Here is a 21781-nt window from a genome sequence, read left to right on the forward strand (position 1 = left end):
GATCTCGAGGCGAAGTGCCGACCTCGCGAGATCCGCCGGCAGAGCTCAGTCGTCCAGCACCTGCGGCACCACCAGCTCAGCCGCCGGCGCGACCCCGCCGGACACCCCGACCCGCGCGTCCCGCACCGACAGCACCACGCGCCGCACCCGCTCCGCCTCGGCGTCCGGGTCGAGGAACGCCGCGGCCGACCACACCTGCGCCACGACCCAGCCCAGCCGCTCCAGGCGCTCGGCGAGCTGCCGGTCACGCACGCGGATCGAGGGCTCGGCCACGTAGGCGGCGTCGTCGGTCAGCACGGCCACGAGCAGCTCACCCGGCAGGTCCGGGTGCCCCACGGCGAGCGGGATGCGGTCTCCGCCCGGCAGCCCGTAGTCGGTCTCGACCACCAGGCCGGAGCGCCACAGCCGCTCCCCCAGGTCCACGACCAGCCGGTCGACCGACCGCGCCACGTCCACGCCGTTGCCGATCTCCACCTGGTCCGCCAGGCCCGACCGCTGCTCCGCGAAGGACAGCACGCGCGACAGCAGCTGCGGGCCGGGCCCGCGCAGGCGCTCCGGGTCCAGGTCGGACGCCGGGAAGCACGACACCACGTGCAGCCGCTTGCGCGCCGCCCCGAGCGCGCCGAGCAGCATCGCGTCGCCGCCGGCCTCGCCCAGCACGCCGAACCGGTGCAGCACGCGGCCGTGCGGCGTGCGGCCGAAGCCGAGGGTCAGCACGATCGTGTCCCGGGCCAGACCGGCCACGCCGGTCACGTCCGCGACCACCACGGGCTCGGGCCGCGAGCCGGCGAAGAAGGGCGCCAGGGCCGGGTTGGCCCGGACCTCGGCGAGCAGCCGCTCGCGGATCCGGTCGGCGTGCGCGGCCGTGACGGTGACGATGCCGAAGGTCTCCTCCGGCCGGGTCATGGCGTGCTCGATCGCGAGGTCGACCACCCGCTCGACCTCCGCCGTCGTCGACTCGACGGTGCCGGAGGCCGGGTCCGGCATGCCCGTGCCGTCCACGAGCGAGAAGTGCACCAGCGCCTCGGTGCGCGGCAACGGCGCCGGCCGCAGGATCCCCTCGTAGCCGTGCTCCGCCAGCAGGGCGGTGAGCCGCGGGTCCCGCCGCGCGGGCTCGGGCTGGAGCGTCACCCGCGGCAGCAGCCGCGCCAGGTCCCGCACCGCGGTGCCCGACGCCGACCGCGGGTCGCCCACCACCACGATCTGGCGGCCGCGGGCCAGCGCGGGCACCACCACCTCGACCGGCACGTGCTGCACGGCGTCGAGGATCACGAGGTCGGCGCTGCGCTCCGGCGGCAGCAGGTGCGGCACCATGGTCGGCGTCGAGACCCAGGTGGGCCGCAGCCGCCGCACGGTCGAGCCGTGGGCGGACACCAGGTCGCGCATCGACGTCAGGCCGCCCTCGACGAGCCGGGCGTAGAGGGCCTCGGCGTCGTCCCGCTCCTCGCGCATGGCCGCGCCGAGGTGCGCCCGCACCGCCGCCCGCACGGGTGCGGACAGCGACGCGACGTGCCGCCGGTCCAGCTCGCGGAACCGGCCGGCCAGCGCGTCGAGGCCCGCACCGTCCTGTCCGGCGAGGTCGGGCTCGGTGGCCAGGATCTGCTCGAACACCGACGACCACCACGCGAGCTCCAGCTCCGGGCCCACCAGGTCGGCCTCGACCCGGCGGCCGCCGAGGTCGTCCACGAGGTCGCCGAGCCCCGACGCGCGCAGCCGGCGCAGCAGCGCCGTCCGCTCGGGGAGCTGGGCCAGGGCGTCGCGCGTCTCCGACAGGGACGCGAACCGCTGCACCATGGCGAACAGATCGAGGTCCAGCAGGTCGCCGCCCGCGTGCGAGGACCGCAGCACCGGTTCGAGCGCCTCGAGGTCGATCCGCACCGCCTCATAGGTCTCCTCGACGCCCGCCAGGCCCTCGGGGAGCGTGGGCCAGCCGCCGCGCGGGCACTGCGCCTGCCACACCTCACGCTGGCGCTGCACCTCGACGAGGGCCGCGTGCATGTCGGGCACGCGCACGCCCGGCCGCACCATCTCGCGCGCCCGGCGCTTGAGCCGGCGCCGGGTGAGCCAGCCCATCTCCACGCCCTGCTCCGCGCGCTGCCGGCGGGACGCCGTGGCCTGCACCATGTCGGCGGCGGTGCGCTCGAACACCATCGGCTGGAACACGTCGAGCGTGCCGCGCATGCCGCCGAGCATCGTGAGCTGCTCGCCCCACTGACGCGCTGTGGTGGCCTTGACGAGGCCCGTCACCCGGGCCACGTACTCGATCTGGTCACGCAGCTCCGGCAGCGTGTGCTCCGCGAGGCGGGTCACCCGGGCCAGGACGGCGCGGGCGTCGTCGTCGGTCAGGATGTGCGCGCCGAACCACGGGCTGGACGACGACGTGAGCGTGAACGCCCCGAGCTCGGCCGCGCGCTGCAGGTCGGCCGCGAGCTCCGCACGTCGCTGCGCGTCCAGGGCGAGCACCTGCTCCGGACCGAGCCGCACGCGGGTCGCGGGAGCCGGCCGCTCGGAGGTGAGCCGGGCCAGGGCCTGCAGGGCGTCGTACGCCGAGACGCCCCACGGCGTCCTGACCCGGTGCAGCGCCTCGATGTAACCGGCGAGCTGCGCCCGCGACCCGATGAGGGCGTCCCGCACGCGGGCCACGTCGTCGACGTCGATCCGCTCCTGCGCGGGCGCCATGGCCTCCAGCAGGCGGCGCGACGTCAGGGTGCGCCAGGTCGGCACGGGCGCGATGTCGAGCAGCAGGCCGCCGAGGCCGAGCGAGTCGAGCCGTGCGGCCAGCGCGTCGGCGGCCCGGCGGTGCCCCGGCACGTACAGCACGGACCGGCCGCTCGCGTTGGCCTCGGCGACGACGGCGGCGAGCGTGCCCGCCGCGTCGGACCCGACCGGGGCGTCGACGAACAGGTGGCTGCCGGTCGCGAGGGCGTCGACGACGTGCCGCTGGTGCGGGTCGAGGTCGCCGACGCCGCGCTCGTGCGCCGGGTCGGCGTCGCCCACCCGCGGCTCGGGCAGGTCCGCCGCGGCGAGGCCGCGCACCGAGGCGTCGACACCGCCCAGGGCGGAGACCACCTCGTGCCGCCCGAGGGCCGGACCGAGCTCGTCGAGGTCGTCGACCAGCACCTGGCCGGGGTGCACGAACGTACCCACGAGCACGCGCCGGTCGAGCTGGAACTCGCCGAGCACCGCCGAGCCGAGGCTGGCCACGCGGTCGAGCACGTCGGTGGGGTTGAAGCCCGCGAGCGTGAACGTCGCCTTGGCCAGCGCGGCCGGGTCGAGCAGCGCGCCGTGGGCCCGCAGGGCGCGCGCCACCACGGGGTTGATCTCGGCGGCGGTGTCGAGCGTGATGTCGTAGTCGCCCTCGCCGTCGCTGCGCGGCGTGAGCGTGACCGGTCGCAGGATGACGGGCGCGCGGACCACGCGCGGGCCGTCGTCCTGCTCGTCGGCGGGCAGCGGCCGGCCGGAGGGCATGGCGAGCGTGACGATCGGCACCGACCCGGTCAGGGCGGGCGCGTCGTCGGGGCTGTCCGCCGAGTCCTGCTCCTGCGCCCGCGACACGTTCGCCGGCCCCAGCACGCGGGTGATGGCCTCCATGTCGTCGGCGCCGCCGTCGGCGGACGCCGGGCGCTGGGTCCACGTGGCGACGCCGATCGCAAGGTAGGTGGGCGACACCCCGTACCGCTGCGCGTGCTCGGCGGAGCGGGCCGCGACGGCCCGGGCCCGACGGCGCGCGGTCGGCAGCGCGCCGGGCTCACGGACCAGGTTGGAGAGGCGCGTGGGCCGGCCCGCGAAGAGCTGGGCGACGCCCGACGGGTGCGCCGACGACAGGTCGATGACCGCCTCGCCGAGCAGCCCGACGTCGGCGAGGGAGGAGCCTCCGGCGAGGCGGACGAGCCCGGCACGCCAGCGCGCGACCGACTCGGACATGGGGTCCCGCGGAGTCTCTGGTGTGGACCCCGGGGCCTCCGACGCGGCCAGCTCGGTAGCCGGGTCCACGTTCTCGTCACGCAGCGCGGCCGAGAGCTCCTCGGTGAGGTCCACCGAGCTCTCGGGAGCGGCTGCGGTCTGGCGGCGTGCAGCGTTCACCCCAGCAAACTAACCGCGGGGCGCGCGCAAGCTCCGGACGCCACGCCGCGCGCCACGCCGGACCACCTGACCTGGGGCGTGCGCGGCGGAATGCAAGAGCCCCTCCGGCAGGGGGTCCGAAGGGGCTTCGCAGACGGGCCTGAGCCCGACGGGGTGATGACGATGCGCACCGCGCAGGGGGCGGGCGATGCGCACCGTCTTGTGAGAGTCTGCACCTGTTCCCGGCGGACGTCAACACCGAGTCGGACGCTCGTCCAACTCACTTTTCCGCTGCCTGGAAAACGATGTCGAAAGTCGCTCCGGAACCCCGTCGCGGAGATGTTCTTCCTCGTCTTCCCGCCGTTTTCGAGCACGGTCGTCGCCTCGTCGGCGGGCGCTGCCGGACGCCCCGAAAGCCCCCCGAGGGCACCGGGATATCACCCTCCGGACCACCGGTCCCGGCCCGCGGTTCACCCTCCTCACGAGGGTGGAAAAAAGCCTGGACGGCGTCTCCTAGACTCGAACGTTTGTGAGCGCACTCGTCGAGACCGTCTTTCCCCGCCGGCTGGGCCGCCCCTTCCGGTGGCTGGTCTCGGCCTCGTGGACCAGCAACATCGGCGACGGCATCGCGCTCGCCGCGGGTCCCCTCCTCGTCGCGTCGCAGACCGACAGCGCCTTCCTCGTCGCGCTCGCCGCCATGCTCGAGCGGCTGCCGTGGCTCGTCTTCGGGCTCTGGGCGGGCGTGCTCGCCGACCGGCTCGACCGCCGCCTGGTCGTCGTCGTGGCCAACGCCGTCCGCGCGCTGGTCATCGCGCTGCTGTGCGTGTTCGTCGCCACCGGAACGGTCTCGATCGGCCTGGTGCTGGCCGCGATGTTCCTCTGGGGCACGGCCGAGGTGTTCGCGGACACCACGCAGCAGACCCTGCTGCCCATGCTCGTGGACCCGAAGGACCTCGGCACCGGCAACCAGCGCCTCCAGGCGGGGTTCCTCACGGCGAACCAGTTCGTCGGCCCGCCCGTCGGCGCGTTCCTGTTCGCCGCGGGCATGGTGTGGCCGTTCGTGGTCCAGGTGGTCAGCGTCGCGCTCGCCGTGGTCCTGGTCTCGCGGGTGCGGCTGCCCGAGGTCGCGCCCCGCCGCGAGCGGACCCACGTGCGGCAGGACATCGCGGAGGGGCTGCGCTGGATCTGGCACCACGCGCCCGTGCGCACCCTCGCGCTCGTCATCCTCACGTTCAACATCACCTGGGCGGCGCCCGGCGCGGTACTGGTCAAGTACGCCCTGGACCACCTGCACATGACCGAGGTCCAGTACGGGCTGCTCACCACGGCAGGCGCCGTCGGCGGGATCGTCGGCACCGTGGCCTACGGCTGGCTGGAGCGGCACGTCCCCCTGGCCACGCTGATGCGGGTGTGCCTCACGCTCGAGGTGCTCTACCACGCGGCCTTCGCCGTGGCGACGACGGCGTGGGCGGCCATCCTCATCATGGGTGTGTTCGGCGTGTACGCCTTCGTCTGGGGCACGCTCTCCACGACCGTGCGACAGCGCGCCGTGCCGCGCGAGTTCCAGGGCCGGGTGGGGTCCATCTACATGATCTGCGTGTTCGGCGGCATCGCGCTGGGACAGCTGCTGGGCGGCGTCATCGCCGAGCACTGGGGACTCGTGGCTCCCTGGTGGTTCGCGTGCGCGGGCGCGGGCATCACGCTCGCGCTCGTCTGGCGTTCGCTCGGCAACATCGCGCACGCGGGCGCGGCGCCGCGGGAGTAGACCCGCGGGCCTGCGACCTGCACCCGCCACCATTTCGGTCCGTTGCGACGGGGGCGGCCCTCAGGTCGGTCGCTTGCCCTCAGTTCGGTCGCTCGAAGGACCGATCTGGGGGCAACCGACCGAATCGAGCGCTGCCCCCGTCGCAACCGACCGAACTGAGCGCCACCCCCGCTGCCCCCGTCGCAACCGACCGAGCTCAGCGTGCCTTCACGATCGGGATGCCGCCCGTCTCGGTGTACTCCCGCACACGCTTGCTGACCGTCGACCGGCTGACGCCGACCTCCTCCGCGATCTCCTGGTAGGTGCGGCCCTTGGTGCGCAGGTCGAGCATGCGCTCCGCGTCCTCGGTGCCGAGCTGCGTGTTCCGCCGCGGCGCCCGGCGCCGCGGGATCGCCTGCCGCACGTTCTCCGTGGCCCGCGCCGCCGCCTCGGCGGGCTCCGCGGGCACGTCCTCGCCCGCACCGGCCGAGGGGTCGACGTCGGCCTCCGGCGCCCGCTCGGTCACGCCCTGGCGCGTCATGTCGAGCGCCGCGGCGCGCCGCGCACCCCGGCCCTCCGGCGCCGCCGCCTGCCCGTCGAACACCCCGCCGCCGTCGCCGGGCCGGGCGTACGCCCCCGCACCGCGCGTCATACCCGCCTCGTCCGCGACCGCGGCAGCGGCCCGCCACTCGTACTCGGGCGCGCCGACACCATCGCTTCCGACCCCGGCATCGCCGTCCTCGGCGAAGCCGGCGGGCAGGCCCAGGTACTCGTCGGTCAGGATGCCCGTCAGCCGCTGCCGGTCGGCGAGGTGCAGACGGGCCACGTCGGCCGTCCCGTCCCCCACGGCGGCCAGCGCCTCGCACCAGGCGGCCACCTGCGCGCGCATCTCGGTGGGCGGCACGGTGCGCAGCGCCACGGAGCGCGCCCGGCGTCGGCCCGCCTCCGCCTTGGCGAGCCGACGACGCGCGGCGCGCGAGCCGTCGTTGAGGCTCTGCGCCCGGAACAGGTCCTCCGTGGTGAGGAACAGCGCGTGCATCCGCGCCGACTGCCGCAGGGCCGACCACGACGTGCCGGTGGCCAGGTGCCGGTCGCCGATGAGCGCCAGGTGCCACATGAGGGCGGCCAGGAGCGGCACCACGAACCGGAAGAGCACGGCGCCCACGGGGTGGCCGATGTACGCCTCGTGCCAGGCCGCGAACACGCCGGACGCCGACGACAGCGCCCAGGTCAGCGCCAGCAGGGTGCCACCGGGCCGGTTGTCGCGCGCGGCCTCGCGGGCCAGCAGCGCGACGGTGACCAGCGAGAGCTCGAAGACGCCCGCGGTCGCGTAGGCCGTGCCCTGGTTCATCGCCAGCACGTCGATGCCGAACTGCACCATGGCCAGGTACGCGGACCCGGTCGAGATCAGGGCGACGGATATCGCGCCGGTCAGCACGAGGTTGCGGGAACGGCGCGTCGGGACGCTCGTGGTGGGGAACGTCCGGTCGGCGGTGGCCACGGCGATCTCTCCTCGGTGGGTTGCGGCAGTGGGGCAAGTCGGACGCGTACGAAGATATCGGACAGATGTGTCAGCCCGGTATCGTTCTGAGAATGGCTGAGACGCTCGGTGCGCACCCGGACCCGTCGTCGGAGCAGGCCCGGCCGCGCACGTCCCGCACAGGGACGTGGGTGGCCGCGGGCGTGCTCCTCGTGGTGCTGGCCGCCCTGGCCTGGCTGGCCCTGCGGCCCGACGGCGAGGGCGTCGCCTCGGCCCCCGGGACAGCCTCGGCGACGCCCGCCGCACCCAGCCCCACGCCGACCCCCAGCCCGACCCCGGCCGCCTTCGCGCTCGCGAGCCTGCCCGCTCCCCGGATCGACACGCTCCTGCCGGGCGAGCTGCCGCAGGTCGAGGTCACCGCGCTCGACGGACTGCCGGGCTCGGTCGCGCAGCCGAAGGCCGGACGCACGCCGGCCTGGGCCCGGCCGGACGTGACCGAGCAGCCGGTGCTCGCGCTCGAGAACGCCTACTACGACGCCGAGGCCCGCTGGCTCGTGCTCGACCGCCGGCCCGGCTGGGTCCGCGTGCTCGTGCCCTACGGCCGCGGCGCGCTGCCGTCGCAGGACCCGGACCGGGTCAACGGGACGGCGGGCTGGCTGCGCGCGGACGACGTCGTGCTGCGGGCGGAGCGGCGGTCGGTCGTGATCGACCTGTCCGACCGCACGGTGACCCTGACCCGGGCCGACGGCACGCAGGAGGACTTCCCCGCCGCCGTCGGCGCGCCCGAGACGCCCACCCCGCTCGGGCTCACCCAGGTGTTCACCGTCACGGAGGCGGTGAACACGGGGCTGACCGTGTTCCTGTCCATGCAGAGCGAGTCGCTCGACGGGTTCTACGGCACCGACTACGCCGCCACCGCGCTCCACGCGGGGGTCGGCCAGGGCCAGGCGCTGAGCAACGGCTGCGTGCGCCTCGCGCCTGCCGACTTCGAGCGGTTCACCGACCTGGATCCCGGCGTGCCCGTCCTGGTCAGGACGTAGGGCCTGGGCCGCAGGACGCACGAGAGGCGCCGGGCGGAAGAGGGCCCGGCCCGCGGGCGCGTGTTGCTCTGGGTAGACAGGGTCTACCCAGAGCGACACGGCTCCGCGGGGCGGCCTTCCCGGCCGCCGTCAGACCCCCGCCGTCAGCCCCCCCGCCGTCACGCCCCCGCCGGGCAGGGGTCGCCCGCCGCGAGCCGGAAGCACCCGACGAAGTGGCCCGGGGAGTGTTCCACGAGCCCGACGTCGTCGCCGTCCGCGGCCGACGCCTCCTCTCCCAGCGCGCGCCCCTGTGCCGCGAGCGCCTCGTGGTAGAGGCAGCGCCCGGCGAGGGCCGCCGACCGCTCGGCCTCCTCGGCCTCGACGTCCTCCCAGGTGCGGTCGAGGTGGGGCACGGACGCGAGCAGGTCGCGCGTGTAGGGGTGCAGGGGGTCGTCGAAGACGGCCGCCGTCACCCCGCGCTCCACGACGCGCCCCTTGTAGAGGATGACCACGCGGTCGGAGACGTAGTTGCCGAGCGAGAGGTCGTGCGTGACGAACAGGATGCCGAGGCCGCGGGACTTGAGCTCGACCAGGAGGTTGAGCACGTCGATGCGGGTGGAGGCGTCCAGCATGGAGATGATCTCGTCGGCCACGAGCAGCTCGATGTCGAGCAGCAGGGCGCGCGCGATGAGCAGGCGCTGGAGCTGTCCGCCGGAGAGCTGGTGCGGGAACTTGCCGAGGATGTCGCCGGGTTCGAGGCTGACCGCGGCCAGCGCCTCCTCGAGGCGGCCGCGCCAGTCGGACGAGGACACCCGCGGGAAGTAGGAGCGGCGCAGCGTCTCGAACGTCCGGTCCACCTTGAAGATGGGGTTGAACGAGCTGAACGGGTCCTGGAACACCCCCTGGACCTTGCGGTAGTACTCGCGCCGCGCCCGGAAGCCGAGGTGGGTGACGTCGCGCCCGTCGAAGGTGATGGTGCCGCCCGAGGAGTCGAGCAGGTGGAGCACCATCTTGCCGATGGTGGACTTGCCGCTGCCGGACTCCCCGATGAGCGAGACCACCTCGCCGCGCTGCACGTCGAGCGTGACCTGCCGTACGGCGTGCAGGTCGGACGTGCCGAAGGTGCCGGTGCGGTAGACCTTGTCGAGCCGGTCGAGGGTCAGCATCAGCTCACCGCCCAGCAGGCGACCTGGTGGCCCTCGGCCACCTCGCGGAACGGGGGTGCCTCGGCGCACCGGTCGTGGGCGAGGGGGCAGCGGTCCCGGAACCGGCAGCCCGTCGGCGGGTTCAGGAGCGACGGCGGCCGCCCCTCGATGCCGCTGAGCTGCTGCTCGTCGTACCGGTCGCCCACCTGGGGCAGCGCCCCGATGAGCATCTTGGTGTACGGGTGCAGGGGCTCGTCGATGATGGTCCGGGCGGGGGCCTTCTCGGCGAGGTGCCCGGCGTACATGACCAGGATGGTGTCGGCCACCTGGAACAGCACGGAGATGTCGTGGGTGATCACGACCATCGACCGGACGAACCCGTGGTCGCGGAACTCGACGAGCGCCCGTGCCACGGCCTTCTGCGAGGAGACGTCGAGCGCGGACGTCACCTCGTCGCCGATGAGCAGCGACGGGTTGAGCAGGGTGGAGAGCACGAGCACCACGCGCTGCTTCATGCCGCCGGACAGCTCGATGGGGTACCGCTTCAGCACCTCGGCGTCGAGGCCGACGAGCGCGAGACGCCGCTCGAGCTCGGGCAGCACCTCGGCGTACCGCACGCCGTGCGCGGCGAGCAGGTCGCGGATCATCTTGCCGATCTTGCGGGTCGGGTTCATCGCCGACATCGCGTACTGCGGGATGAGGGACACCTCGCGGTAGCGGTGCCGCCGCATGGCGGCGTCGTCGGCGATCGGGAGCTTCTCGCCGTCGAGGGCGACGGTGCCGCCCGCGTGCCGCATGCGGTTGTCGAGCCGGATGAGGGCCTTGCCGAGCGTCGTCTTGCCGCAGCCGGACTCGCCGGCGATGCCCATGATCTCGCCGTCGGCCACGTCGAACGTGACGCCGTCGAGGGCCTTCACGTCCCCCTTGAGCGTGCGGTAGTAGACCCGGAGGTCGGTCACGGAAAGTGCCATCACGTCTCCCGCAGCTTGGGGTTGAAGACCTCGTCGAGCCCGACGTTCATGATGTAGAGCGAGCCCACGATGAGCGTGATGCCGAGCCCCGGTGGCACGAACCACCACCACAGGCCCAGGTGGAGCGCGCTCCACTGCACGGCCTGGTTCATCATCAGGCCGAGCGACATCGCGTTGGTGGGCCCGAGCCCAATGAAGTCCAGCGAGGCCGCCGTCAGGATGGACCCGCCGAACAGCAGCACGAACGTCATGAAGAGGTAGGAGTACATGTTGGGCGCGACCTCGCGCCGCAGGATGGTGCCCACCCCCACCCCGGACAGCCGCGCCAGGTCGATGAAGTCCCGCGAGCGCAGCGACAGCGTCTGGGAGCGCACGGCGCGCGCGACCCAGGGCCAGCTGAAGATGCCGATGTACAGCGCCTGCATGGGCACGCTGCGCACGCCCAGGTAGGCGTTGATGATGATGAGCACCACGAAGCCGGGGATGACGAGCACCACGTTGGTCAGCATGTTGAGCAGCTCGTCGATCAGGCCGCCGCGGTAGCCCGCGACGAACCCGATCGTCATGCCGATCACCGCGGCGACGGCGCCGCCCAGCACGCCCACGAGGAACGTGGACCGCAGGCCGGCCACGAACTGCGCGAACACGTCCTGCCCGAACGTCGTGGTGCCCAGCGGGAAGTCGCCGCCCGGCGGCGCCATCGGCGGCCCCGCGTAGTCCATCGGCGCGTACCGCAGGAACGCGGGCCCGATGAGCCCCAGCAGCAGGAAGGCGAGCACCACGAACCCGCCCACCAGCACCTTCGGGTTGCGCAGCGCGAAGTACAGCGTCTCGCGCACGTCTCCCCCGGGCTTCCGGCTACCCGACGGCGCTCCGGTCACCCCGGGCTGCTCGGTCGCCTCGGTCCCGGGTCCCGTGGTCGGTTGTGTCGCGGTCATGCCGTCGCCCCCGTCAGCCCGGTCCGCGTGCGGGGGTCGACCAGCACGTAGACGATGTCGATCACGAAGTTGGCCACCAGCACGCCGATCACCACGAACAGCAGGGTGCCCTGCAGCAGGAAGAAGTCCTGGTTCTGGATCGCGGACAGCACGAGCTTGCCCAGGCCCGGGTAGGCGAACACGATCTCGGTGACCAGGGCGCCGCCCAGCACGGTGCCGAGCTGGAGCGCCAGGCCCGTGATCTGCGGCAGCATCGCGTTGCGGAACGCGTACCGCCGCACGAGCCGCCGCGGCGCGCCGAGCGCGGACAGGTAGTTCGAGTAGTCCGACTCCAGCTCGTAGATGATGAGGTTGCGCATGCCGATCGCCCACCCGCCCAGCGAGACCAGGAAGAGCGACAGGAAGGGCAGCACCCAGTGGTGCAGCAGGTCGGCCGCGAACGACCACGACCACTGCGGCACCAGCCCGAAGTCGTACCCGCCCGCCACGGGGAACCAGCCGAGCGCGACGCCGAGCCCCCAGGCGAGCAGGATCGCGAGCCACATGTACGGCATGGCCGTGATCAGGTACCCGACGGGCAGGGCCACGTTGTCGAGCCAGCGGCTGCGCGCCGCCATGGCCCCCACGGTGTTGCCGATCACGAAGCTCAGCACGATCGCGGGGATCATGATGCCGAGCGTGTAGGGCACGGCGTCGAGCACCACCTGGCTCACGGGCGTGGGGAACAGCCACACGCTCGTACCCAGGTCACCGCGGAACAGCGACCCCCAGTAGTTCAGGTACTGCTGCCAGATCGGCAGGTCGAGCCCGAACATGCGCTCGTAGTACACGGTCATCGACTCGATGGTCTCGGGATGCTGCACGGCGGCGCGGGCCACCATGCGCTGGACCGGATCCCCCGGCATGAGCCGGGGGATCAGCCAGTTCAGCGTGACCGCGACGACGAACGTGAGCCCGTACACCAGGGTCTTGCGGGCGAGGTAACCGCGCATGCGTCAGGAGGCGGGCTCGAGGGCCAGCAGGGTGTTCAGACCACCGAGCTGCACGTACCCGTTCCACAGGACCGGGAAGTACGCGTCCTCGCGACCCTCCTTCGGCCAGTTGGTCCACTGCGACTCGTTGTACTGGGCCCAGGCGCCGTTGTACCAGAGCGGGATCAGCGGCAGGTCGGTCATGAACTTCTCCTGCACGGCCGACAGGGCCTCGGTGAACTCCGGGGTGCCGCTCTCGGTGCGCGACAGCGCCTGCACCAGCTCCCACGCCTCCTTGTCCTCGTACCGGCCGAAGTTGCCCGCGAGCATCTGCTCCTGGATCGGCTGGTAGAACGCGTAGTTGTAGTACGTCCACGGGGTGTTGCTCACGCCGGCGTTGCCGTTGATGAGCAGGTCGAAGTCGCCCGTGGCACGGGCGTCGTCCAGGGCACCGGCGTCGGGGAAGTCGGCGGTGACCTTGATGCCGGCGGCCGAGGCGTCCTCCGCGATGACGCGGGCCGCCTCCATCCAGTCGGTCCAGCCCGCGGGCACGATCAGCTTGAGGTCGATGGCCTCGCCGTCCGGCGTCTCGACGAACCCGTCGCCGTCGGTGTCCTCGTAGCCGGCGTCGGCCAGGATCGACCTGGCCTCGTCGGCGTCGAACGCGAAGCCGTGCTCCGCGGCGACGTCCTCGTCGTAGTACTCCTCGAACGCGGGCACCAGGCCGGACGGGTGCGCCTTCTGCACCAGGCCGCCGTACGCGTTGGTGACGATCTTGTCGACGTCGATCGAGCGGGCGAGGGCCTGGCGGAAGTCGACGTCGTCCATCGGCGCCCGGGTCTGGTTCGGGATCAGGTTCGCCGACGCCGCGGCGAGCATGTACGGCTTGCCCTCGTAGTAGGTGCTGACCTGGCCGGAGTCGGCGAGCGTGTTGACGCCGGGCAGGAAGTTGTTGCTCAGGTCCAGGCTGCCGGAGAGCATCAGGCCGAGCGCCACCTCGTTGGACGTGTTCACCACGTCGACGATGTACTTCATCGGCATCTCGAGGCCGAGCTCGCTCTTGGCCCACCAGTCGTCGTTGCGCTCCCAGACCATGCGGTCCTGGCCGACGGCGGAGAACTTGAACGCGCCGGAGCCGACCGGGTCCTCGTTCGGGTTGGACAGCAGCTCGTCGTCCGACCAGTCACCCATGATGTGCTCCGGCACGATCATGGTGGTGTACAGCCAGTTGTCCCACTCCTGGTAGCGCGGGTCGGAGAAGGTGAACTCGACGGTCGTGTCGTCGGTGGCCTCGACCTTGTCGAGCCAGGTCCACAGGTTGCTCCACGGCACGGCGTCGACCTTGCCGAGCTCCGCGGTGAAGACGACGTCCTCGGCGTCGAGGGTCTCGCCGTCCTGCCAGGTGAGGCCGTCGCGGAGGGTGAGCTCGTAGGTGTCGTCGCCGGTCCACTCGCCGCCCTCGGCGAGCCACGGCTTGAGCTCGAGGCTGATCGGGTCGAACTGGAAGAGCGGCTCGTAGACGAGCCCGCCGAGGCCGGTCGCGCCGCCCGCACCCGGGATCGGGTTCCACGACGACGGCGGACCCCACTGGGTGCCGCTGGTGAAGACGGTCTCCTCGCGGGGGTACTCCCCCACGAGCTCGTTGGCCGCATCCATACCTTCCGCGGAGGCGTACGGGTTGGACGTGGGTGCGCTCCCACCGCCGCCACCGGAGCAGCCGGCGAGCAGTGCGCCCGCCGCCGTGGCCGCCACCAGGGCCGCCACGCCCCGGGACCTGGTCTGTCGAAGGAACATCGTCGATCCTCTCGTCCAACCCCGCACGGCCGTCGTGCGGACCGGCCGCTCCGTCGCGTCCGGGTTGGTGAGCATCGTTCTAGCCCCGGCGCGGGTTGGTCAAGGTTTGTCACCTATGTTGCGCAATTGACACCTTCGCCCGGTCCGGCGCTTCGCGCTCCGCACCGGGCGGACGTTAGGCTGTGTGCGCTGGTCCGGGCTCCTCCGGACCGAGCGCCTGTAGCTCAGTGGATAGAGCACCGCTCTCCTAAAGCGGGTGTCGGCAGTTCGAGTCTGCCCAGGCGCACCAAATCAGTGACTTTCAAACTTCCACCCCCTGCAACAGGGGTGGCAAGTTCCCACCGAAGCCCCCCGGTAGCGCCCAACGCTCCGGGGGTATTCGCGTTGGCTTCGTTGTCGGCGATGTTGTCCAGGACCTCCGCCATGGACGGTGCGCCCTGCCCGTTCTTCTCCTCAATCACTCGGCCGACGTCGAGGACGTTGTCGGCAAGGAGCGTGGCGAACGGTTCGGCGTACTCGCCTTGGATGCTGGCCTCGTCGATGTAGAGGTGGGTGAAGAACGCCTGGTTGAAGAGTCGGCGAAGGCGGGGCTCAGCCTCGACGTACGCGGCGTAGCAATCACGGGCTAGATCGAGTGCGCGGGCGAGGTTCGCGTTGATCACGTTGAGTGTCGTCGCCGCAGCGTTCAGTCTTGCCTCGATGGCGGTGAGCTGGTCGGTGATGCGCTGTTGCTCACCGGCGATTAGGTCCATCGGCACTGCGCCCGTGTAGATCGCGTCCAGCAACTTCTTGCGCTGGTTGTTGAGCTTGATCTTCTCTGCCGCTAGGTGCCTCTGCTCGTCCTCCGCCTCTTTGCGGTGTGCTGCGATCTCAAGCTTCAACCCTGCCTCGATCGCGTCTCGAAGCTCGGGGGCTAGACGCACGGTGGCCCAGTAGTCCTCGACCAACTCTTCGAGCTTTGTCACAAGCATGGCCTTGCGGGTACAGGAGGTCCGCTTCTGATGCCTCCCAAGGCACACGAAGTACGGATAGATCGTTCCAGATGGGTTCTTGGCGTTCGTGATGATCAGGCGACTGCCGCAGCTCCCGCAGAACACGCTCGACTTCAGATAGTGGTTGTGCTCGCGTTGCTTCTCTCCGGCCGCGTGCGAGGCAAGCACATCTTGAACCTTCTGCCAGGTGATCGAGTCGATGAGTGGCGTGTGATGGCCAGGGTAGAGGACACCCTGATAGGTGACTTCGCCCTTGTAGTAGGGGTTCGTGAGGATGCCGTGCAGCCCGTTGGGACCGATCGCCCGGGAGGGCAACTTTGGGGTTCGCCTGGTGGTCAGCCCTCTGGCTTCAAGCTCGTTCGTCATAGAACGGAGCGTCCACTCGTCGGTGGCGAAAGCGGTGAAGGCCCAGCTGATCAGTTCACCCCGCTCGCGATCGACGATCACGGTGCGTACCTCACGCCCATCGCTGGTTCGCTCCGACACGTTGATGTACCCCAGCGGTGCCCTGCCGGGCGTGCCGCCCGACATGGCCTTCTGGCTCATCCCCTTGTGGACCTCAGTCGCAAGGTTGCGTGAGTAAAACTCTGCAATCGAGGACATGATGCCGTGCAGCAACATGCCGGAAGGCGTCTCATCGATGTTCTCAGTGGCGGAGACCAGCTTTGCGCCAGCCTTCGTGATCGCCATCGTAATTCCGACGTCATCCACCCGGTTCCTCGCGAGGCGATCCACCTTGTGGACAAGCACGTAGTCCACCGGGTTCACGGTGAGGTAGGCCAGCATCCGCTTGAGGTCGGGGCGGTCGGCAGATTTGGCTGACTCGCCGGCGTCTACGAACTCCTCGATGATCACCGCCCCTAGGCTCTCAGCCTTTCGTCGGTTAGCCTCGCGCTGTGCGGGGATGGAGAAGCCCTCCACCTGGCCGCCCTTCTCCGCCTGCTCCTTCGTCGATACGCGAAGGTAGGAGACTCCCGTCTTCATGGTCTGGGTCGCGTCGTCGGCCATCACAGCCCTCCTCCCCTTGATGCACATGCACCATGACTCGCGGCCGGATTCCCAGCCGTCTGGTCCTGCTCGATGTGGTCTGCCTCCATGGCAACGTTCGCGAAGTGGCTCGCCAGGGCGTCCCACTCTGGTTCTCCAAGTTCGCTGCGCTTCTTACGCAGCGGGTGATCCACGATTCGCTTGAGATGCCAGAGCACCGTGAAGGTCTTCACGTGAGCTGGATCCTCCTCGCGCAAGTGGATATGCCAGCGGTGATTCGCCCAGTAGGTGATTCCCTCGGCGGGCAGACGGGCAACTTGCACCACCACGATGCTCGGAATGAGTACTGAGATGCGGGCAGGGAGCTTGTGGATCGCTCCTGCCAAGGCTTCACGCAGCAGGTGCGCCTGCCCCGAGGCGATGCGGCGCATCTCGGCGGCCGAGGCCGTTCCGGAGTTCCCGAGGTTCCGGAGCGTTGTCAGGAGACCGGTTGGCGAGATAGGGACGGAGCTTTCATTTGTAGTGATCACGTTGTTATTCCTCCTTCCCCGCCCCTAGTTATTCTTGTGACCGCTTTTCGTCTTCGCGCGGGCCTGGTCCGTTTGGCTGCAGGCCCTCCTCGTTGACAAGACGGTTCACGTAGTTGTTAATCGAGGCCACGGTCTCGTCAGAGAGATTGCCGTGACAGATACGCAGGTAGGTGCTCATGTTCGGTAGGTCGGATGGGGCGAGGTACCCGACGGCAGCGAACAGGTCACCAGATGGCACTTTTAGGGCCAAGGCCAGCGCTCTGAGGGTGTCTGGCCCGGGCGAGCGTGAGCCCTTTCCTTGCTCCAAACGAACGAGCCCGCCATTGTCGAGGCCTGATCGTCGTGCAAGTTCGCGGATGCTGATATTGCGCGCTTCGCGTAGTTCTTTGAGATACTTACCAAATTCGGTCGGCGTGTCGCGCTTCATTGTTCACTAAACTCCTTTATCTGCTTATTTTGCCTATCGTCCCATTTTACCTCCTTTGCTGAGGGAAGTCAGCGGTTGTTGATGATTCCGCAACGCTTTCTTTTCTCCCGTGGAGAACACTGGTCGTCGCTATTTGTTGAACACGTACCAGCTCTGGCCGATCTGAACGATGTCCCAGGTTTCTCGTGCCATAGCCTCAATGCGGGTCGAGTCCAGCTGGACGTACCCGTTGATTCCTAGGCGGTCTTCGAGCTCCGAGACGGCCCGCCGCCAATGTCTGATGTCGGTCAGGTCGATGAGCAGTTCGTCCATGCCGGGGTATGTGCCGATGTAGAAGGCGCGGAACCGATCCAGCAGGTCAGAGGCCCGGGAGTCGGTGTCCGGGAGCGTCAGGAAGGCGCGGAAAGCGTCGCCATGTTCGCGAATGCCCTCGGCAACTTGTGGATGTTCCTCCCGATGCGGGGCCTCTGCGGGCGGTGATGCATCCGCGTGCGCCACAAGATATTGCTGCAGGCGCACGGCCCAGGTGTGGAGATCGGGCGAGCGCCAGCTGCGCTCTACGAGCCGCCGACATTCGTCGAGGGCAGCGGGATCAGTCTCACCCGTGTCAGCGAAGCGCCGGATAGCAGCGTCGGGCGGGAGCAGCGGTCCGAGCATGGTCGCGATGGCTTGGGCGTCTTCCTGGGATATGGGTTCGCCACGCTCGTCGGCTTCTGCAAACGCGATGCGGAGGTAGGCGCGGACCTGGTCCAGTGGTGTCCCGCCGATGGGCACCTCCTCCGCTGGTGGTGGGCCGGGTTCGGGTGCGTCGTCGGACGGCAGGCTGGTGATGTAGCGGTCAAAGTGAGCGATCCACTCCACGATCTCGGCGTCCCTGGTGCTCGTGTAGATGCTCATCAGCTCGGTGCCGATCATCGGCTTGTCGACGCGGCCGGTGATGGCGAACCGATGCAGGGCGCCGCTCTGCGGGTCGGGGAGCTCGTTGGCGAGGGCACGAGCTAAGGTGCGCGCGCCCCATTCAGGCACGGGGTTCTCTGTTCCCTCGACCTCACTGATGGCGTCGTAGATGACGTCGACGAGTGCGTCGTCCTGGGAGACAGCGCCGGTGAGATCAATCTCGCCGGGCCAGAGGCGTTCCTGTTCGGGGACGTCGTCATCCGGGTTATGTGGCGGTTGTTCCATAGGCATTCCTCCTTTCGGTGGTTACTGGTTGGGTCATCGGGACAGGGTGGTCGGGCGGGTCCGGGGTATCGACCGCGACCACCTCCTGGAATCGGTCGACGGTCGTGATCCGGAACAGATCCGTCTGAACTGCGGGGTCGGCCGAGAGAGCGGCCTCTAGTGCCTTCTTCCGCCGGTCGTCTGGCACGACCCACAGGACGGCCGGGAACACGCCGTGCCGATCCTGGTAAGCGCCGGTGGCGGCGTAGCGCTGGTAGACCTTCGCTTTGTTGACAACTTCTGGCGGATGCTCGGTAGAAAGGTCTGCCTCCACGAACCAGTGCGATTCGTACTCCGCGGTGGCGGTAATGGCGCTCAAGTCAGGCTTGAGCCACTCCCGCGTCCCGTGCGGGCCGACGAACGAACGCCAGCAGTCCGGTTCGGTCTCCAGATTGAGGAGCTCGATGGCCTCAGTCTCTGCCAGCTCGTGGAGCTGGATGGCGAGCTCGGCCTTGAGCAGCGTGTGCTTGACGAAGGCGCCCGACGGCTCGACGTACCGGCGACGCTTGGTCTCGCCGTGCATCCGGCGCAGGAGTCGTTCACCAGTGGCACCGAGCTGCCAGGTAATACCGGTGGAGCCTGCCCGTACCCCGCCGATGCGTCGCATCAGGCGAGCGACCAGGCCATGGTCCTCGAGGCGGGTCAGGACACGCATCGTCGCGCCGGACGCTGCGCCGAGCGTGGCGTGGCCACGAGCGAAGTGCAGCCGGCGGATATGGGCGGTCGTGAGGAGCCGATGGATGCGCAGTGACTCCAGCACCGCCAGGTCGCGCTCGGACAGGCGCTCCAGGAGCGCGGAGATGTCCTGGGGGCTCATGAGGTACCTCCTAGCTGGCCTTCGTTGACGAGGTTGCAGGAGCTGCGTCTGGCTCGGGGACCCCCGGAACGGGGGTCAGTCCCATCCCAGAAAGGTCCGGACAGGGCCAGTGAGCTGGGACGACCCGAACGGGCGGACGTCGTGAACCGAGGGGCGAACCTACGGGCGAGCAGACCGATACGGAGACGACGCGGGAACCTCATGGCTGCCTCCGCTTCCTGCCGACCTGCTCAGCAACAACGGGCGGTGATGCAGCCACCGAGCGTCGCTTCGGTCGGTCTGGCTTAGCGGGCTCTGCGGTCGGCTCGGCTTCCGGCGATGTAGCGCCGTAGCCAGCACGGCTGGCTGCCCGCACCTCGTCGGAGTCGGTGATGGCGGGTGGAGGCGGCAGCGTCTTGATCAGCGCCCAGCCAGACGGGTGGCCGAGCGCCACGAGGTTGGCGTAGGCGTGGTATTTCGGGAGCGCCATGAAGTCCTCGGGCGTGAGGTTGCTGGCGAGCTTGGCGGTGTCGCGCGCGTCCTCATATTCCGTTGAGAACACGATCTTGGAGCGAGCATTCATGTCCACGGCTGAGCGCAAGGCGGGCGGAAACTGGCTGCGGAACTGGGCGGCCAGGAACCACCCCACCCCGAGCGAGCGGGAGACGGCCAGGGCGTCCGCCAGCGAGGTTGGGAGGTGGAGAAAGCGCGGCGCCTCGTCCACGACGACCATGCCAGGGCGTTTGGCGGGGTCCTTCTCCTCGGCGCGCTCCTGGGTGGCCTGCCAGATCTCAGCGACGGCCAGACTGCCGAGCAGGCCCGCGGTGCCAGTACCCACCAAGCCCTCGTTGAGCGGCATCAGGACGATCTTGTCCTCGCGAAAGAGATTGCGGAGACGGAACTTCCCCGAGCGCTGGTCGAGCATGCGCACCACTGCAGGTCGAAGCAGGAGCTGCCTCAATTTGTTGAGCGGTGCGGCGATGGCGGCGGCCTGGGACCTCGGGGACTGCGCCTCGTACCAGGCCCAGAAACCACCGAGGGCAAGGTCGTCCTGGACTTGGGCGGTCTGTTGCCGACGGAAGCGCGAATCGGTGAGTAGCCGGGGTAGATCGATGAGGGTGGCTGATCGATCAGGCGTGCTGGCACGGGCCAAAGTGCGCAAGGCGGCGCTGAAAATATCTGCCGTCCGAGGGCCCCAGCCATCCGAGAACACAGCTTCGAAGACGGCCAGGATGCCGTCGACGACAACGTCCGGGTCCCGGCCGGCGACGTCGAGGGGATTGAAGCCGACCGTCGGGTCCGCGGCGTCCAGGATGACGACGTCTTTGATCCGCTCCTTTGGCATGCGAGCGAGGATGTCGTCGACGAGCTGCTTCTTCGGGTCGAGGACTGCGACTGGTCGTCCGGCCTTGATGTCCGCCAGGATTAGATGCAGCAGGGTGTTCGTCTTACCTGATCCGCTCGGCCCGTACGCCACGGCATGGAACGTCTGGTCCGCTGGCGATATGCCGACCTGGCGGTCGTCGCCGGGCGCGGCGCTTGTGGCGAAGACACGCGGGCTCGTGTGCACGGCGGCGGCTGGGCGTAGCGGCTTGGGGTGTGCGGGCGGTAGTCCCGGCAGATCGTCTCCGCCGATTGGCCAGCCCAGAAGCCCGATCAGCTCCGTGACGCCTAGGTGTAGCGGCCAGCGCCACGGGAGGCGTACGTCGTTGAGTTGCTTGGCAGGTTGGCGTACCAGGTCGAGCCGGACGCCGGGGCTTTGGGCGGTCGAGAGAGCGCCGAGCAGGTTCATGATGAGCCGTCGACGCCGGCCACGGTCCGGGCTAGCCGCACCGATGCGGATCGTGACGACAAACCCCGCTTGGGAGAGCCGTTCGCGCAGTCGCAGCTTCGTCTCGGGAGCGGCGGGACGGTTCCCGCCAGTGAGGGCCTGGGCGAGCGTCATACCGGGCTCTACGGCACCTCGCGGGACGGGCCGGGGCGCGTGGTGTGGTCCGAGAACCACCTGGAGGACGGCGACCTCCCCGAGCTTGAGCTTGGCGGCCATGGCTGAGAGAAGCGACCGTGTGGTGGCCTCGGGAGCATCGGTTCGCAGTGGCAAACCACCCGGCTTGAGTCGGAGGCGGGCGGCCATCTCGACATCCGGTCGACCATGCTGGCCGCCGCCCTTGAGCTTGGTGAGCAGGCTGCCGGGGATGAGGTCAGCGAGCAGGCGTCGCAGGCGGTGAACGTCTGTGGGGCGGCATCCGAGCAGGTGCTGCACACCGCTGCTGTCCGCCCGCAGTTCGAGCGCGACGCGAGGTGCGTCTCGTTCGGAAGCGATGCGGGTGAGGAACGCGCCGATCTGCGGGGGATCAAGTGGCCGCGGGAGATGGAGCTGAGAGAAGACGAACTCGGTCGGATTAGTCATTGCGAGGTGCCCTCCTCGACTCGTTGGCTCTCGCGCCAGTGCCTCGGGCCTTGCGGGCGGCCTGTTCAGCTTGGGCTTCCCGCTCAGCTTCGGCCCGTGCCAGTTCGATGAGCGCTCTGGAGAGCTTGCGAAGGTCCGGGGGATTGCGGCGGACGCCTCGTACTCTGAGTTGACGCTCGATGCGCCTCCTGTTGATCTGGTTCTTCTTTTTGGACGACAAAGACCACCTCCTTTCTTTGGCGGGGGCGCTGACTGTAATCAGCATCCACTTACCTCTACTTATTCTGATTTTCT

14 protein-coding genes, 1 tRNA gene and 1 pseudogene are annotated in these 21781 nt (G+C 69.9%); 3 read left to right on the forward strand and 13 right to left on the reverse strand.

The features are described from left to right. Positions 1 to 45: 45 nt before the first annotated feature. Entirely contained in the window at positions 46 to 4083 is a 4038-nt protein-coding gene (locus APR03_RS09830; RefSeq protein ID WP_253835185.1) for a PDDEXK-like endonuclease domain-containing protein, read from the reverse strand. Positions 4084 to 4591: 508 nt separating this feature from the next. On the opposite strand from APR03_RS09830, the gene APR03_RS09835 reads away from it, so the two are divergent. Then, a complete protein-coding gene (locus tag APR03_RS09835; protein WP_253835187.1) occupies positions 4592 to 5827 on the forward strand; it encodes an MFS transporter in 1236 nt (411 codons plus the stop codon). A gap of 196 nt (positions 5828 to 6023) precedes the next feature. Here the strand turns inward: APR03_RS09835 and APR03_RS25215 are convergent, their stop codons facing one another. Next, positions 6024 to 7307 (reverse strand): helix-turn-helix domain-containing protein, encoded by a 1284-nt coding sequence (locus APR03_RS25215; protein WP_253835188.1) that lies wholly within the window; start codon positions 7305 to 7307, stop codon positions 6024 to 6026. 92 nt (positions 7308 to 7399) lie between these two features. Between APR03_RS25215 and APR03_RS09845 the strand changes: the two genes are divergently transcribed. Further along, positions 7400 to 8326, forward strand: a complete 927-nt coding sequence (locus tag APR03_RS09845; RefSeq protein ID WP_253835190.1) for a L,D-transpeptidase — start codon at positions 7400 to 7402, stop codon at positions 8324 to 8326. 158 nt (positions 8327 to 8484) lie between these two features. On the opposite strand, the gene APR03_RS09850 is transcribed toward APR03_RS09845, so the two are convergent. Genes APR03_RS09850 through APR03_RS09870 form a run of 5 tightly spaced genes read right to left on the reverse strand, consistent with a single transcriptional unit; the run spans position 8485 to position 14124 of the window. Beyond that, positions 8485 to 9471: an ABC transporter ATP-binding protein gene (locus tag APR03_RS09850; protein WP_253835192.1), complete on the reverse strand. Its 987-nt coding sequence runs from the start codon at positions 9469 to 9471 to the stop codon at positions 8485 to 8487. Beyond that, positions 9471 to 10421 (reverse strand): ABC transporter ATP-binding protein, encoded by a 951-nt coding sequence (locus tag APR03_RS09855; RefSeq protein ID WP_253835195.1) that lies wholly within the window; start codon positions 10419 to 10421, stop codon positions 9471 to 9473. The genes APR03_RS09850 and APR03_RS09855 overlap by 1 nt, the downstream gene beginning before the upstream one ends. Next, positions 10421 to 11359 (reverse strand): ABC transporter permease, encoded by a 939-nt coding sequence (locus APR03_RS09860; protein ID WP_253835196.1) that lies wholly within the window; start codon positions 11357 to 11359, stop codon positions 10421 to 10423. Before APR03_RS09860 ends, APR03_RS09855 begins: the two co-directional genes overlap by 1 nt. Beyond that, the gene (locus APR03_RS09865; RefSeq protein WP_253835198.1) at positions 11356 to 12351 is read right to left on the reverse strand and encodes an ABC transporter permease; all 996 of its coding nucleotides are present in this window, start codon (positions 12349 to 12351) and stop codon (positions 11356 to 11358) included. The genes APR03_RS09860 and APR03_RS09865 overlap by 4 nt, the downstream gene beginning before the upstream one ends. 3 nt (positions 12352 to 12354) lie before the next feature. Next, entirely contained in the window at positions 12355 to 14124 is a 1770-nt protein-coding gene (locus APR03_RS09870; RefSeq protein WP_253835200.1) for an ABC transporter substrate-binding protein, read from the reverse strand. A gap of 213 nt (positions 14125 to 14337) precedes the next feature. Here APR03_RS09870 and APR03_RS09875 point away from each other — a divergent pair. Continuing rightward, a tRNA-Arg gene (locus tag APR03_RS09875) sits at positions 14338 to 14413 on the forward strand. A gap of 652 nt (positions 14414 to 15065) precedes the next feature. On the opposite strand, the pseudogene APR03_RS25440 reads toward APR03_RS09875, so the two are convergent. The 6 genes and pseudogenes from APR03_RS25440 to APR03_RS09900 form a co-directional block, all read right to left on the reverse strand. Then, a pseudogene (locus tag APR03_RS25440) lies at positions 15066 to 16151 on the reverse strand (recombinase family protein); the annotation flags it as partial. Then, on the reverse strand, positions 16124 to 16534 hold the full coding sequence (locus tag APR03_RS09880) for a hypothetical protein (protein ID WP_253835202.1): 411 nt from the start codon (positions 16532 to 16534) through the stop codon (positions 16124 to 16126). The gene APR03_RS09880 and the pseudogene APR03_RS25440, both read right to left, overlap by 28 nt. A gap of 127 nt (positions 16535 to 16661) precedes the next feature. Further along, positions 16662 to 17060: a helix-turn-helix domain-containing protein gene (locus tag APR03_RS09885; RefSeq protein ID WP_253835204.1), complete on the reverse strand. Its 399-nt coding sequence runs from the start codon at positions 17058 to 17060 to the stop codon at positions 16662 to 16664. 129 nt (positions 17061 to 17189) lie between these two features. Next, complete coding sequence (locus APR03_RS09890) at positions 17190 to 18242, reverse strand: hypothetical protein (RefSeq protein WP_253835206.1); 1053 nt, start codon at positions 18240 to 18242, stop codon at positions 17190 to 17192. After that, positions 18223 to 19098 (reverse strand): replication-relaxation family protein, encoded by an 876-nt coding sequence (locus APR03_RS09895; RefSeq protein ID WP_253835208.1) that lies wholly within the window; start codon positions 19096 to 19098, stop codon positions 18223 to 18225. The genes APR03_RS09890 and APR03_RS09895 overlap by 20 nt, the downstream gene beginning before the upstream one ends. Before the next feature lie 199 nt (positions 19099 to 19297). After that, positions 19298 to 21487, reverse strand: a complete 2190-nt coding sequence (locus APR03_RS09900; RefSeq protein WP_253835209.1) for a type IV secretory system conjugative DNA transfer family protein — start codon at positions 21485 to 21487, stop codon at positions 19298 to 19300. Positions 21488 to 21781: the final 294 nt, after the last annotated feature.

Source organism: Promicromonospora thailandica (assembly GCF_024171955.1).
Taxonomy (GTDB): domain Bacteria; phylum Actinomycetota; class Actinomycetes; order Actinomycetales; family Cellulomonadaceae; genus Promicromonospora; species Promicromonospora thailandica.